Here is a 13,697-nt window from a genome sequence, read left to right on the forward strand (position 1 = left end):
TTTTTAGCCGGGTGGCGGCCTCGCCTTACCCGGCTAAAAACTCGTTGGCCCGTGCAAGCGTAGCGCCGCCGGGCAAAAAAAAGCCGGATTCTCATCCGGCTTATTTATTACTTCACCTGCTGACCCGGCTTCGCGCCTTCGTCAGGGCTTAACAGGAAGATGTCTTTTCCGCCCGGGCCTGCGGCCATCACCATCCCTTCAGAGATGCCGAAGCGCATTTTACGCGGCGCCAGGTTTGCCACCATCACGGTCTGACGACCGATCAGCACCTGCGGATCAGGGTACGCGGAACGAATGCCGGAGAAGACGTTACGTTTCTCGCCGCCCAGATCCAGCGTCAGACGCAGCAGTTTGTCAGAACCTTCCACGAACTCCGCGTTTTCGATCAGCGCCACGCGCAGGTCGACTTTGGCGAAATCATCAAAGGTGATGGTCTTCTGAATCGGATCGTCCGCCAGCGGGCCGGTCACCGGCGCGGCAGCCGCTTTCACCTCTTCTTTTGATGCTTCCACCAGCGCGTCAACCTGTTTCATCTCGATGCGGTTATACAGCGCCTTGAAGGTGTTCACCTTGTGGCCGAGCAGCGGCTGCTGGATGGCATCCCAGGTCAGTTCGGTGTTCAGGAATGCTTCCGCGCGGGCTGCCAGCTGCGGCAGAACCGGCTTCAGCCAGGTCATCAGCACGCGGAACATGTTCAGACCCATGGTGCAGATCGCCTGCAAGTCGGCGTCGCGGCCTTCCTGTTTCGCCACCACCCATGGTGCCTGCTCGTCGACATAGCGGTTGGCCACGTCTGCCAGCGCCATGATTTCGCGAATGGCTTTACCAAATTCACGGCTTTCCCAAGCTTCGCCAACCGCAGCGGCGGCGTCGGTGAAGGTTTTATACAGCTCAGGATCGGCCAGTTCGGCAGAGAGCACGCCGTCAAAGCGTTTAGCGATAAAACCTGCGTTACGGGACGCCAGGTTCACCACCTTGTTGACGATGTCCGCGTTCACGCGCTGCACGAAATCTTCCAGATTCAGGTCGATATCGTCGATGCGGGAAGAGAGCTTCGCGGTGTAGTAGTAGCGCAGGCTATCCGCATCGAAGTGGTTCAGCCAGGTGCTGGCCTTAATAAACGTCCCGCGAGATTTGGACATCTTCGCGCCGTTGACCGTTACGTAGCCGTGTACGAACAGGTTAGTCGGCTTGCGGAAATTGCTGCCTTCAAGCATCGCTGGCCAGAACAGGCTGTGGAAGTAAACGATGTCTTTGCCGATGAAGTGGTACAGCTCGGCGGTGGAATCTTTCTTCCAGTACTCGTCGAAGCTTAGGGTATCGCCGCGCTTGTCACACAGGTTCTTGAAGGAGCCCATGTAGCCGATTGGCGCATCCAGCCAGACGTAGAAATATTTGCCCGGCGCGTTCGGGATTTCGAAGCCGAAGTATGGCGCATCGCGGGAGATATCCCACTGCTGCAGACCGGATTCAAACCACTCCTGCATCTTGTTCGCCACCTGCTCCTGCAGCGCGCCGCTGCGGGTCCACGCCTGCAGCATTTCGCTGAACGACGGCAGGTCGAAGAAGAAGTGCTCGGAGTCACGCATTACCGGCGTGGCGCCGGAAACCACGGATTTCGGCTCGATAAGCTCGGTCGGGCTGTAGGTCGCGCCACACACTTCGCAGTTATCGCCGTACTGGTCCGGGGATTTACATTTCGGACAGGTGCCTTTGACGAAACGGTCCGGCAGGAACATGCCTTTTTCCGGATCGTACAGCTGAGAGATGGTGCGGTTTTTAATGAAACCGTTCTCTTTCAGACGGGTGTAGATCAGCTCTGACAGCTCGCGGTTCTCGTCGCTGTGCGTGGAGTGATAGTTGTCATAGCTGATGTCAAAGCCAGCAAAATCGGTCTGATGCTCCTGACTCATTTCGGCGATCATCTGTTCCGGGGAAATTCCCAGCTGCTGCGCTTTCAGCATGATTGGGGTGCCGTGGGCATCGTCCGCACAGATGAAATTAACCTCGTGGCCGCGCATTCGCTGGTAACGGACCCAGACATCAGCCTGGATATGCTCCAGCATGTGGCCGAGGTGGATTGAGCCGTTGGCGTACGGCAGGGCGCACGTTACCAGAATTTTTTTCGCGACTTGAGTCATAGTAGGCATTACTTCTTTTAACTGTGAAAAGGGTTTTCGATATTACCAAAAGGGGCATTATTAAGTAAGCACAAACCACGGCCTTTCAGGTAAACTTGTTCATCTAAGGTCTTATTCACAAGAACAAAGGAGTCGGGATGAGTTCTCAATCCCAGGCCAAATCACCGGAAGCCTTACGAGCAATGGTCGCCGGGACGCTGGCTAATTTTCAGCATCCAACCCTGAAGCACAATCTCACGACGCTGAAAGCGCTTCATCATGTCGCATGGCTGGACGATACGCTGCACATTGAGCTGCAGATGCCGTTCGTCTGGACCAGCGCCTTTGATGCCCTGAAAGAGCAAACCAGTTCTGAGCTGCTGCGCATTACTGGCGCAAAAGCAATTGACTGGAAGCTAAGCCACAGCATCGCCACGCTCAAGCGCGTGAAAAATCAGCCGGGCGTTAACGGCGTGAAGAACATCATCGCCGTCAGTTCTGGCAAGGGTGGGGTGGGTAAATCGTCGACCGCCGTGAACCTGGCGCTTGCTCTGGCGGCAGAAGGGGCGAAAGTCGGCATTCTGGATGCGGATATTTATGGCCCGTCCATTCCGAACATGCTGGGTGCTGAAAACCAGCGTCCAACTTCGCCGGACGGTACCCACATGGCGCCGATCGTGGCGCACGGTCTGGCGACCAACTCCATTGGTTACCTGGTCACGGACGATAACGCAATGGTCTGGCGCGGCCCGATGGCCAGCAAAGCGTTGCTGCAAATGTTGCAGGAGACAATGTGGCCTGACCTCGATTATCTGGTGCTGGACATGCCGCCGGGCACCGGTGATATCCAGCTGACGCTGGCGCAGAACATTCCGGTCACCGGCGCCGTCGTGGTCACCACGCCGCAGGATATCGCGCTGATCGACGCCAAAAAAGGCATCGTGATGTTCGAGAAGGTGGAGGTGCCGGTACTCGGCATCGTCGAAAATATGAGCATGCACATTTGCAGCAACTGTGGACACCATGAGCCGATCTTCGGTACCGGCGGTGCGGAGAAGCTGGCGGCGCAATATCACACCCAGCTGCTGGGGCAACTGCCGCTGCATATCACACTGCGTGAAGATCTGGATAGCGGTAAGCCGACGGTGGTCAGCCGTCCTGATAGCGAATTCACGGAAATCTATCGTCAGCTGGCGGGGCGCGTTGCGGCGCAACTGTACTGGCAGGGGGAAGTGATCCCGAGCGAGATCGCCTTCCGCGCGGTGTAACGCCTCTGCGCGTCAGTGCCGGGTGGCGGCTTCGCCTTACCCGGCCTACCTCGATTTTGTAGGTCAGGTAAGCGTAGCGCCACCTGACTTTACCCAAGCCGATAGTGCATCAAATAATACTCTCCTTCCGGAGAATCCCCCGTCGCCTCAATGTGCCAGCCGTGGCGCTGGTAAAACGCAACCGCCCGCTCATTCTTCACCAGACACTTCAGCGCGCCTGTACTGGTAAACGTCCTCTGTACTTGTTCCAGTAACAAACGGCCAACTCCCAGACGCTGATACTGCGGGTCGACAAACAGATTGTGCAAAAAGTTATCATTTTCCCAGACGGAGGCAAACCCTACCCGGTGACCGTCGTGAATCGCAACCCAGATCTGCTCGTCACGCGTTGCGGCGTCAAAATCCTCAAGCTGCCATTCAGAATTGTCCAGCCATGGCCAGGCCACGCGTCGTTCATGCAGGTACAGCGTGCGCAGAAATGGCCGGTCGTCCTCCTGCCAGGGCCGGATCATCGTATCAGCGGTGATAGAAAATATCTCCGTTATAGGCTTTGTAGATTTTGCCATCAGCATCGCCAATCAGAACGTAATTTTCACCCATGTAGGTCCAGTGCGTACCGGCATCGGGCGCGGGAAGGTTACGTAGCTGGTACTGTTTGATGGTGTACTCTGGCGTCTGATACTGCGCGGGCGCGGTATCGCCAATCTTAAATTTGGTGAAGTCGGCGATGAACTCCTGCTCTTCATAAGCCTTAATGCCGGAAGGCGCGGCGGCCGTTTGCGGGGCTGCGAATGCGGAGCCCGCCAGAGACAGTAATACACCCAGAAGCACCAATTTACGCTTAGCCATTTTTTCTCCAGTGATATCGTTACGGATACGCTTGTCTGCGGGGGACAGTGCCGCAGACAGCCCATTTTAAGTATCAAAACAGGGTGTGTTTGAAAAAAAATGTAACAAAAGTGAACGGTTTTGTGTAGTGCCAGCGGTTGTGAGTATTTTTGATATGAATGCGTGCTGACGGGAATAATTCATTGTAACTATCGTTTTGCTGAATTAATTCTGAAAATACATTGTTGCCGTAATTTTATAAACTGTAGATCGTGCTTTTTTTTGCCACAGGCTTTAAGATTTTCAGGAAGATTATATTTTAATTAATTGCCCGTCACAGATCGGGCAATTCGTGTCTTCACTTTTAGATTACGTTTTAGTATTCCCTTGAAAAGAAACTTATTTCAAGCGTGGGTTAGCGCAGGGCTGCGCCCCGTCGGGCGTTCGCTACGAGCAGGGATGATAAGTATATATAAATGAAAAACACAACAGCATTATCTGTAATATTCTTAGCAATAAGTCAGTTGGCGGGGTGCGTAATTTCTCCCGGCCAAACGTTAAGTTCCGCAGGCAAAAAAATAATTGCGCCGGCTGATCTCAATAATAGTTTAGATAAACAAATCGAAATTTATCCACTTACGCCCGGATTAATTGAGAAACTACGTCCCGCAGCAGCTAAATCTCAGGCAAATCCTAATCTTGATGAGCAGGTCAAAAACTGGGAATACCGTATTGGAATCGGTGACATCCTGACGGTCACCGTCTGGGATCACCCGGAGCTGACTACGCCCGCGGGACAGTATCGTAGCGCAAGCGATACGGGAAACTGGGTCAATGCCGATGGCACGCTCTTTTATCCTTACGTGGGTAAACTGCACGTGGCGGGAAAAACGGTTTCCAGAGTGCGCGAGGAGATCACCGCGCGGCTGGATAACGTCATTGAAAGCCCTCAGGTCGACGTCAGCGTTGCCGCTTTCCGTTCGCAAAAAGCCTACGTTACGGGAGAAGTGGCGAAATCTGGCCAGCAGGCCATCACCAACATTCCGCTGACGGTTATGGATGCCGTTAATGCCGCAGGTGGGCTTACTGCTGATGCGGACTGGCGGAACGTGGTGCTGACTCACAACGGTCAGGATTCCCGAATTTCCCTTTATGCCCTGATGCAGCATGGCGATTTAACCCAGAATAAGCTGCTCAACCCTGGCGACATCTTGTTTATTCCCCGCAACGATGCGCTGAAAGTATTCGTGATGGGCGAAGTTGTTAAACAGAGCACGCTGAAGATGGATCGCAGCGGCATGACGTTGGCCGAAGCGCTCGGCAATGCCGGTGGCCTGGACCAGAATATGGCTGATGCGACGGGTATTTTTGTTATCCGCTCGGTACGCGAGTCCGGGAAAATTGCGAATATCTATCAACTGAATGCAAAAGACGCTTCGGCCATGGTGCTGGGCACCGAGTTTCAGCTTGAGCCTTACGACATTGTCTATGTCACCACTGCTCCACTCTCCCGCTGGAATCGCGTAATAACACAGCTTGTTCCGACAATCAGCGGGGTGCATGACCTCACCGAAACGGTTCGTTATATCAGATCGTGGCCGCAATAATGTTCGAATCAATACTCGTGGTATGTACCGGAAATGTCTGCCGTTCTCCGATTGGAGAACGGCTTTTGCGCCAGCACTTGCCCGACAGACACATCACCTCGGCGGGAATACACGGCCTTGAGGGGTATCCGGCGGATGAGTGCGCCCAGGACGTGGCCTGGCGGCATGGGATCTCCCTCGACGGTCATGTGGCGCGCAGGCTGACACGCAGGCTGATGCAGGGATCCGATCTCATCCTGGTTATGGAGCCGGAACATCTTCGCTTCATTGCAGCCATGGCACCGGAAAACAGGGGGAAGTCGCTGCTTTTTGGGCAGTGGCTGGAGCCGCAGGATATCCCAGACCCCTATCGTAAAAGCCGTGAAGCGTTTGAATATGTGTTCGGGCTATTGGGTAAAGCCAGCCAGGAATGGGCACGTCGTTTAGGACAGAAAGGAATAAAGCATTAATGTCGTCTTACACAACAGACAGTTATGGTGCAGGGGCACCCGAACAAAATGAAATCGATCTCGTTCGTTTGCTCGGCGAAATGATCGACCACCGCACGATGATATTGTGCGTGACTTTCCTTTTCACTTTATGCGCGGGCCTCTATGCCTGGGTTACGCCACCTGTTTATCAGGCGGATGCTATGGTGCAAATAGAAAGCAAACAGGATAACGGCCTGCTCAAAGGCTTGAGCCAGCTGGGCACCGATATTTCGCCGGATGTTGCCCCTGAAATTTTACTGTTGAAATCTCGCATGATCCTCGGCGAGACCGTCGACAAATTAGATCTGACATATCAGGCAAAGCAGCGCGTTTTGCCTGTGGTGGGGCGTCTCTGGCAGCGTCTGCAAGGGCGTGGCCAGGGCAACATAACGTTAGGCGAACTCCAGATCCCGCAGGTGGAGGGCAAAGCGCAAGAACTCACGCTGACCGTACAGGAAGCGGGAAGGTATCACCTGACGGGCGAAAACATTGAGGCAGACGGCCAGGTTGGTAAAACGCTGGTTACGCAAGGGATCGTGCTGCGGGTGACCTCGATTGAGGCGACGCCAGGCACACAGTTTTCGCTTAAGTCGTTGACGCGCCTGGAGACGATCAATGCACTGAAGAAGCGTCTGACGGTCGTGGAATCGGAGAAACAGAGCGGTATTGTGACCTTAACCCTGACGGGTGAAGATCCTGACAAAATCGCCCGGGTGCTGAATGCGATTGCTGAAAATTATCTTCAGCAAAATATCGCGCGCCAGGAGGCTCAGGATTCGCGTAGTCTGAATTTTTTACAGGAGCAGTTACCGAAAATCAGAGCGGACCTGGATCAGGCTGAAGCGCGGCTGAATGCCTACCGGGCGCAGCGCGACTCTGTGGATCTGTCTTTAGAGGCAAAATCCGTCCTGGATCAGGTTGTGAACGTTGAGAATCAGCTAAATGAGCTGACGTTCCGGGAGGCAGAAATTTCCCAGCTCTTTAAAAAGAGTCACCCTACCTACCGTGCATTGCATGAAAAAAGACAAACCCTTGTGCGGGAACGGGATCGTCTGAATAACCGTGTGTCCTCGATGCCCTCCACGCAGCAGGAGATTTTACGCCTGAGCCGCGATGTTGAGTCGGGCCGCACGATTTATTTACAGCTTTTGACGCGTCAGCAGGAGCTGAATATTTCCCGCTCCAGCGCTGTCGGGAACGTGAGGATCATTGATGAGGCGGTTACACTCCCGGATCCGATAAAACCGCGAAAAGCGCTAATCATTGCGCTTGGCGCGCTGTTCGGGCTCATCCTTTCAATGGGGACCGTACTGGTACGTCAAGCGTTCAAACGTGGGATCACGCTTTCCGAACAGCTGGAAGCGCAGGGGATGCCGGTTCTGGCGACGTTACCACGTTCACAGTGGCTGTGGAGTAAAACGCATTTGCGCAGAAAAAATCCGTTTTCTCGTCGCTGGACACACAAAACCTCGGATGTACCTTTCCTGCCAGTCGATCGACCTGCTGATATGTTTGTTGAAGCGGTACGCGGGCTGCGAACCAGTCTGCATTTCACCATGATGGAGGCTGAGAATCGCATTGTGATGATTTCTGGCCCCACGCAGGACTGCGGAAAAACGCTGGTGGCGACGAACCTGGCGGCCATTGCCGGGCAGAGCGGTCAGCGGGCGCTGTTTATTGATGCGGATATGCGCCAGGGTTATGTGCATAATATTTTTGGCCTGGAGAACCGCCACGGATTATCCTGCCTGCTGGAAGGGAAGCGCGACTTTGGGGAGGTCATTCAGCATGCTGAAAAAGGGGGAATTGACGTCATCACCTGCGGCCCGGAACCCCTGCGTCCGTTAGAAATGCTGTTAAGCGAACGGTTCATTGACATCATGTCCTGGGTTAACGAGCAATATGACATTGTCATCATCGATACACCCCCAGTTCTTGCCGTCAATGATGCCGCGCTGGTTGCCAGAGCAGCCGGAACAACGCTAATGGTTGCCCGTTACGATAAAACCAGCGTGAAAGAGATGGAGAATACCGTTAAACGTCTACAGCACGTTGGCGTGAAGGTCAGCGGCACAATCCTCAACGATATTGTTAAATCCGCAGCGCTGTTTTACAGCTCGGGGTACAGCCAGTATGACTACGGTTATGCTTCGAGGAAAAAAGGATAGGGGCGTCAGGACGGGAAAATAAACCCTCTCCCGGATGGGAGAGGGAAAAGCATTACTTCGCCATCACTTCCTGCGCGGTACGCTCAACCAGAGACAGCAGGACTTTAACGTCCTCCAGCGTCACGGTTGGGTTCAGCAGGGTCAGCTTCAGGCAGGTGACGCCGTTATGCTCGGTCACCCCGACGTTTGCGCGGCCGGATTCCAGCAGTGCATCGCCAATTTTCTGGTTCAGCAGGGCGATACCGGCGTCAGCCATCTGGGTCTGCGGACGGAAGCGGAACAGCACGCTTGCCAGCTGGGGTTGCATAACCAGTTCCAGAGCAGACTGCTCTTTTACGTAAGCCGCAACCTGCTGTGCCAGCGTCACGCCGTGATCGATAATTGCCGCATATTGCTCCTGACCCAGCGCTTCCAGGCTCATCCACAGTTTCAGCGCGTCGAAACGACGGGTGGTTTGCAGAGATTTGGAAACCAGGTTAGGCACGCCCGCTTCTTCATCGAACTCAGAGTTCAGGTAAGCCGCCTGATAGCGCATCAGCTCATAATGACGTGCTTCTTTTAGCAAGAAGGCACCGCAGCTGATGGTCTGGAAGAACTGCTTGTGGAAGTCCAGCGTTACGGAGTCCACAAGTTCAATACCGTCCAGATAGTGACGATACTGCTCAGACATCAGCAGCGCGCCGCCCCAGGCCGCATCAACGTGTACCCAGATATTCTGTTTCGCAGCCAGCTCAGCAATAGCACGCAGCGGATCGATAGCACCCGCATCCGTCGTGCCGGCCGTGGCCACAATCGCCAGAATCTGTTCGCCGTTCGCGTTGCACTGTTCGATTTTCGCCGCCAGATCGGTGAGATCCATGCGGGAGAATTCATCAGTTTTCACCTGCACCACGGACTGGTAGCCCAGGCCCATCAGCGCCATGTTTTTCTGCACGGAGAAGTGGGCGTTTTCAGAGCACAGCACGCGAATTTTGCGCAGATCGCCCACCAGACCGTCCTGCTGTACCGAGTGGCCCTGACGCGCGAAGAACGCATCACGCGCCAGCATCAGGCCCATCAGGTTACTCTGGGTGCCGCCGCTGGTGAAGACGCCTGCGTCGCCAGCCTGATAACCCACGCGGGTACGCAGCCATTCGATCAGCTTGATCTCAATAATGGTTGCGGACGGGCTTTGATCCCAGGAGTCCATACTCTGGTTGGTGGCGTTAATCAGCACTTCCGCCGCCTGGCTAACCACCAGGCTTGGACAGTGCAGGTGCGCCACGCACTGCGGGTGATGAACGGACAAACTGTCTTTCAGGAAGAACTCCACGGCGCGTTCAATCGCCGCTTCGTTGCCCAGCCCTTTCGGGTTGAAATCCAGCTTAATACGGTCGCGCAGCTCCGCGACCGTTTTGCCCTGGTACATCTCAGGTTGTTTCAGCCACTGCATCACAGCCTGAGTGCTTTGTTCAATCGCCTGCTGGTAAGCTTCAATGCTCTGGGCAGAGGAGAACAAAATTGGGTTTGAATCAGACATCGTAATCAACAACTCCGGTTACGCCGGGCGAACGCCCGCAGCAAGCAGTGCCTGCTCGAATTTATCCAGGAAGACTTTCAGCTCGTCATCGCTGATCAGCAGTGACGGCAGCAGACGCAGAACGATACCGTTACGGCCGCCACGCTCCAGAATCAGGCCTGCTTCGAAGCACTTCTTCTGGATCAGTGCAGACAGCTCGCCATCGCCCGGGAAGCAACCCATGTGGTCGGCGGCTTCATGTGGCTTAACGATTTCAATACCGATCATCATGCCCAGACCGCGAACGTGGCCGATAACCGGATAGCGTTTCGCCATCTCTTTCAGCTGGCCTTTCAGCCATTCGCCCTGTGCGGCCACTTTGCCCGCGATATTCTGGTCTTTCAGGATCTTCAGCGTCGTCAGACCGGTTGCCATCGCCAGCTGGTTGCCGCGGAAGGTACCGGTGTGGTGACCAGGCGCCCACGCATCGAACTGCTTCTTGATACCGAGCACAGCCAGTGGCAGACCGCCGCCAACTGCTTTGGACATCACGATGATGTCAGGCTCAATGCCTGCGTGTTCGAAGGCAAAGAATTTACCGGTACGGGCAAAGCCAGCCTGAACTTCGTCGAGGATCAGCAGAATGCCGTGTTCCTGAGTCACTTTACGGATGCGCTGCAACCACTCAGCCGGAGCCGGGTTCACGCCGCCTTCGCCCTGAACAGCTTCCAGGATCACCGCGGCAGGTTTACGCACGCCGCTTTCAACGTCGTTGATCAGGTTATCGAAGTAGTAGGTCAGCGCCTTCACGCCCGCTTCACCACCGATACCCAGTGGGCAGCGGTACTCGTGTGGGTAAGGCATGAACTGGACTTCTGGCATCATACCGTCAACCGCTTCTTTCGGAGACAGGTTACCGGTGACGGACAGTGCACCGTGGGTCATACCGTGGTAACCACCAGAGAAACTGATGATACCGCTGCGACCGGTTACTTTTTTCGCCAGCTTCAGCGCCGCTTCAACGGCGTCAGCCCCGGACGGGCCAGTGAATTGCAGACAGTACTCTTTGCCCTGACCAGGCAACAGAGAGAGGAGGTATTCTGAAAACGCGTCTTTCAACGGCGTAGTCAGATCCAGGGTATGTAACGGCAAGCCGCTGGTAATGACATTTTGGATGCTTTTCAGCACATCAGGATGATTGTGGCCAAGCGCGAGGGTGCCTGCGCCTGCTAAACAGTCAAGGTATTCTTTATTATCTGCATCGGTGATCCACACGCCTTCTGCTTTCGTGATCGCTAAAGGCAGTTTGCGCGGATAACTCCTGACGTTAGATTCAAACTCGGCCTGACGGGCCAGATAGGTTTCGTTGCTTTTGTGGGCATCTACGGTGTCAATACGGACTTTATCCGTCATCATATCACTCCTACAACCGCCGCTTCGTTATGAGCAACGATTGAATAAAAAGTTAAAAAACAGATGGGGCCTGAAAAAAACGCCGCCAATATAGAGCCTTTTGTCACCGGGCTCAATGGTTAATTTGTTTACTGTTTTGTGACACAGGGCACAGGGGAGGGGATAACCTCATTTTCCCGCAAAAATATGCAGTTTATTCTCAATAAAAACAGTGGTTTATATATGGATTGTCAGCATTGTAAAATCAGATGAAAGAGTGTGGCAAATTGTGCGCCTGGCAGGCTAAAAGGAGGCGGAGAGCCTCCTTAGACTGTTTATTTTTGGGTAACGCGTAAAACGCCGTGTTCACGTCCCTTTGTTTTATTCCATGACGCGTCCGTAATACCGTTTTCATCCAGGCTTATCGATATCACAAAACCGTTACCATGGATCTCATAGAAATTCGCATTCAGACGTTTAACGCTGGCTTTTTTGCCGTTCACGGTAGCGCTAAAAAAGCCGTTAGAAAGGGTAGCGTTAACCGTATCCGACGAGAACGAGGCTTCGCGAAGGGGATCGTGAACGGATGCCGTTGGTTCGTGTTGTGCCGCGTTTTCCGCTTTGGTTTTGCTGATATCGCAAGATCCATCGCCAGCGCTAATTTGCGTGCATCCCGAGCGCTCTAACTGAGCACGATAGTGTGCGCTAATGGCGTGTGCAGGCGAAATACACCCAGCAAGTACGGCAGCGCTTAACACTAGCATCATTGATTTTTTCATTTTATCACCTTAAAAACGACACAAATAATAAGAAACGTACATAATGCCGATCCAGACCCCGACCGAAATAAGCAATAGATACAGGGCAGCTGAAATAAAAATGTGTTTGAGCATGTTATTGGCCATCATCATACTTTCCATCAGCGAAGTACTGTCGCCCTGAAAAGCTTCCTCTATTATGAATGTAGTCGAGTTACGTGTTTTTCTTAAAAGCCAATCCCGATGCCTGCGCCCATAGCAAGATCATTATTTGTAGAATCGCTTACGCCAGCTTTAACGATGGTGTTGCTACCAACGTGGAAGGATGCACCCACACTAACAGCTTGCTCGTCTTTAAAGCTACCTACACCAGCAGAGAACATGACAGCCTGTTCTTTCTCTACTTGAGGCATAGAGGCGATAGCTACAGCGCTAGCAGCACCTGAACGGGCTTCTTTCTTATTGCTATCAACTTCATCTTGTAGTGGTTTACTGAATTTGGCCACCTGAACTGTAGTGGTAGATGAGATACCTGATGGTTGGTTTGGAGCAGAAGCGACGATCCGCCATGCTGACAGGACAGCAGAAAACTTCCCATTCTTGGAATGGCTGGAAGAGCGAAACGGGCTGCTGTACCTGCGCGAAGAGCACTACGACAATCTGTACAAGTATTACCATGAGAAGCACGCTAACAGTGACAATCTTAAGAAAGTGCTATACGTGGCCCTCGACGGTGGTGGCGTGATGCATACCGAGTGTGATTCTTCATACAGCTTTTTTGCGTACACTTTTAATCCGATACTGAAGGCCGCAACGTGGGCGAAGAACTTCACTGTGCTTGGCGCTGGTGTAGATCGCAGTGGGTTTGTATGGATGGCTGAGAACGTCGCACAGATCGCTGTTCAGGAAGCGGGTGAACACCTTCAGCCTGATCCCGACAGACGCAAACATAAAAATGTGCCTATCAAGATCGTGGTTGTCCTCTCAGAAGATATCAAAAGAGCGGGGCAGTCAGAGCTGGCTAATGTCTTTAACAATCATCTGAACGAGATAAAGCAGATTGTTGGAAAGGATTTTATCTTCGCCACTAACAAGGACAAAACCATCTGCGACTTCCAGACCATCGGACTCACTGAGCTTGGTGATCGCATGGGTGGTGTTGACGTTTCAATGTCCAGCTACGGGATGAACAGCTATCAGAGCATTCATTGTGCCGTGTTCCTCGGATGTGCAAATCTGGGCGATAAAGACCGTAAGCGATGGGCAGACTATTGCGAACGTATCGGTTGGGATTTTGAAATCGTGATGGAGAAGAAGCGTCAGGCTATGTATTTTGAGCGGTGCTACCAGTTTCTTAGCCGAACATCTATTCGCAACGCTGATACCGATCACCCTCTGGTGTTTGTCGTTCCCGACATTGCGGCAGCGGAATACCTCAAAACCCATTACTTCCCTGGCTCAACCATCGAATGCCTTGGAATTGTAGTGGTCAACTAAAACTGGCCACGGCTTTAGATTTTTTCCAGTATCGGTTTTCCGATTCGTTTGGCGGTAACCCACCGTTATAGTCATGCGGCCTGAGCGAGCT

At 53.3% G+C, this 13,697-nt stretch carries 12 protein-coding genes; 5 read left to right on the top strand and 7 right to left on the bottom strand.

Annotation, left to right across the window (positions count from 1 at the left end; genetic code table 11):
* Positions 1 to 107: 107 nt before the first annotated feature.
* Positions 108 to 2,141: a methionine--tRNA ligase gene (gene metG, locus ACOTZP_RS15255; RefSeq protein ID WP_271074986.1), complete on the bottom strand. Its 2,034-nt coding sequence runs from the start codon at positions 2,139 to 2,141 to the stop codon at positions 108 to 110.
* A 137-nt stretch (positions 2,142 to 2,278) separates the two neighbouring features.
* Here metG and apbC point away from each other — a divergent pair, with 137 nt between their 5' ends.
* Complete coding sequence (apbC, locus tag ACOTZP_RS15260) at positions 2,279 to 3,388, top strand: iron-sulfur cluster carrier protein ApbC (RefSeq protein ID WP_022648674.1); 1,110 nt, start codon at positions 2,279 to 2,281, stop codon at positions 3,386 to 3,388.
* 89 nt (positions 3,389 to 3,477) lie between these two features.
* Here the strand turns inward: apbC and ACOTZP_RS15265 are convergent, their stop codons facing one another.
* Positions 3,478 to 3,954: a GNAT family N-acetyltransferase gene (locus ACOTZP_RS15265; protein WP_271074985.1), complete on the bottom strand. Its 477-nt coding sequence runs from the start codon at positions 3,952 to 3,954 to the stop codon at positions 3,478 to 3,480.
* Positions 3,905 to 4,237, bottom strand: coding sequence for an RcnB family protein (locus ACOTZP_RS15270; RefSeq protein ID WP_022648672.1), 333 nt, complete (start codon positions 4,235 to 4,237; stop codon positions 3,905 to 3,907). Before ACOTZP_RS15270 ends, ACOTZP_RS15265 begins: the two co-directional genes overlap by 50 nt.
* A 455-nt stretch (positions 4,238 to 4,692) precedes the next feature.
* On the opposite strand from ACOTZP_RS15270, the gene ACOTZP_RS15275 reads away from it, so the two are divergent.
* Genes ACOTZP_RS15275 through ACOTZP_RS15285 form a run of 3 tightly spaced genes read left to right on the top strand, consistent with a single transcriptional unit; the run spans position 4,693 to position 8,461 of the window.
* Positions 4,693 to 5,823, top strand: a complete 1,131-nt coding sequence (locus ACOTZP_RS15275) for a polysaccharide export protein (RefSeq protein WP_022648671.1) — start codon at positions 4,693 to 4,695, stop codon at positions 5,821 to 5,823.
* Complete coding sequence (locus ACOTZP_RS15280; protein ID WP_063199060.1) at positions 5,823 to 6,272, top strand: protein tyrosine phosphatase; 450 nt, start codon at positions 5,823 to 5,825, stop codon at positions 6,270 to 6,272. The genes ACOTZP_RS15275 and ACOTZP_RS15280 overlap by 1 nt, the downstream gene beginning before the upstream one ends.
* Entirely contained in the window at positions 6,272 to 8,461 is a 2,190-nt protein-coding gene (locus ACOTZP_RS15285) for a polysaccharide biosynthesis tyrosine autokinase (RefSeq protein WP_271074984.1), read from the top strand. Before ACOTZP_RS15280 ends, ACOTZP_RS15285 begins: the two co-directional genes overlap by 1 nt.
* Before the next feature lie 52 nt (positions 8,462 to 8,513).
* Here the strand turns inward: ACOTZP_RS15285 and ACOTZP_RS15290 are convergent, their stop codons facing one another.
* From ACOTZP_RS15290 to ACOTZP_RS15305, 4 genes are all read right to left on the bottom strand, one after another.
* Positions 8,514 to 9,980 carry a pyridoxal phosphate-dependent decarboxylase family protein gene (locus tag ACOTZP_RS15290; RefSeq protein WP_022648668.1) on the bottom strand — a complete coding sequence of 489 codons (1,467 nt, stop codon included), beginning with the start codon at positions 9,978 to 9,980 and terminating at the stop codon, positions 8,514 to 8,516.
* Between the two features lie 18 nt (positions 9,981 to 9,998).
* Complete coding sequence (locus ACOTZP_RS15295; protein WP_032623920.1) at positions 9,999 to 11,375, bottom strand: diaminobutyrate--2-oxoglutarate transaminase; 1,377 nt, start codon at positions 11,373 to 11,375, stop codon at positions 9,999 to 10,001.
* A gap of 311 nt (positions 11,376 to 11,686) precedes the next feature.
* Positions 11,687 to 12,130, bottom strand: coding sequence for a hypothetical protein (locus ACOTZP_RS15300; protein WP_022648666.1), 444 nt, complete (start codon positions 12,128 to 12,130; stop codon positions 11,687 to 11,689).
* Positions 12,131 to 12,336: 206 nt separating this feature from the next.
* On the bottom strand, positions 12,337 to 12,615 hold the full coding sequence (locus tag ACOTZP_RS15305; RefSeq protein WP_421633748.1) for a YadA C-terminal domain-containing protein: 279 nt from the start codon (positions 12,613 to 12,615) through the stop codon (positions 12,337 to 12,339).
* Between the two features lie 10 nt (positions 12,616 to 12,625).
* On the opposite strand from ACOTZP_RS15305, the gene ACOTZP_RS15310 reads away from it, so the two are divergent.
* On the top strand, positions 12,626 to 13,606 hold the full coding sequence (locus tag ACOTZP_RS15310; RefSeq protein WP_421633749.1) for a hypothetical protein: 981 nt from the start codon (positions 12,626 to 12,628) through the stop codon (positions 13,604 to 13,606).
* The last annotated feature ends 91 nt before the right edge of the window (positions 13,607 to 13,697 follow it).

Origin of the sequence: Enterobacter cloacae complex sp. SYL001, assembly GCF_049237025.1 — a bacterium.
GTDB classification, from domain to species: domain Bacteria; phylum Pseudomonadota; class Gammaproteobacteria; order Enterobacterales; family Enterobacteriaceae; genus Enterobacter; species Enterobacter intestinihominis.

What these genes read in the sequence shown, in the direction of transcription:
- ACOTZP_RS15300 (WP_022648666.1), bottom strand. Translation starts at nt 12,130, where the DNA reads ATGAAAAAATCAATGATGCTAGTGTTAAGCGCTGCCGTACTTGCTGGG.
- ACOTZP_RS15265 (WP_271074985.1), bottom strand. Translation starts at nt 3,954, where the DNA reads ATGGCAAAATCTACAAAGCCTATAACGGAGATATTTTCTATCACCGCT.
- ACOTZP_RS15295 (WP_032623920.1), bottom strand. Translation starts at nt 11,375, where the DNA reads ATGATGACGGATAAAGTCCGTATTGACACCGTAGATGCCCACAAAAGC.
- ACOTZP_RS15270 (WP_022648672.1), bottom strand. Translation starts at nt 4,237, where the DNA reads ATGGCTAAGCGTAAATTGGTGCTTCTGGGTGTATTACTGTCTCTGGCG.
- ACOTZP_RS15275 (WP_022648671.1), top strand. Translation starts at nt 4,693, where the DNA reads ATGAAAAACACAACAGCATTATCTGTAATATTCTTAGCAATAAGTCAG.
- ACOTZP_RS15285 (WP_271074984.1), top strand. Translation starts at nt 6,272, where the DNA reads ATGTCGTCTTACACAACAGACAGTTATGGTGCAGGGGCACCCGAACAA.
- apbC (WP_022648674.1), top strand. Translation starts at nt 2,279, where the DNA reads ATGAGTTCTCAATCCCAGGCCAAATCACCGGAAGCCTTACGAGCAATG.
- metG (WP_271074986.1), bottom strand. Translation starts at nt 2,141, where the DNA reads ATGACTCAAGTCGCGAAAAAAATTCTGGTAACGTGCGCCCTGCCGTAC.
- ACOTZP_RS15280 (WP_063199060.1), top strand. Translation starts at nt 5,823, where the DNA reads ATGTTCGAATCAATACTCGTGGTATGTACCGGAAATGTCTGCCGTTCT.
- ACOTZP_RS15290 (WP_022648668.1), bottom strand. Translation starts at nt 9,980, where the DNA reads ATGTCTGATTCAAACCCAATTTTGTTCTCCTCTGCCCAGAGCATTGAA.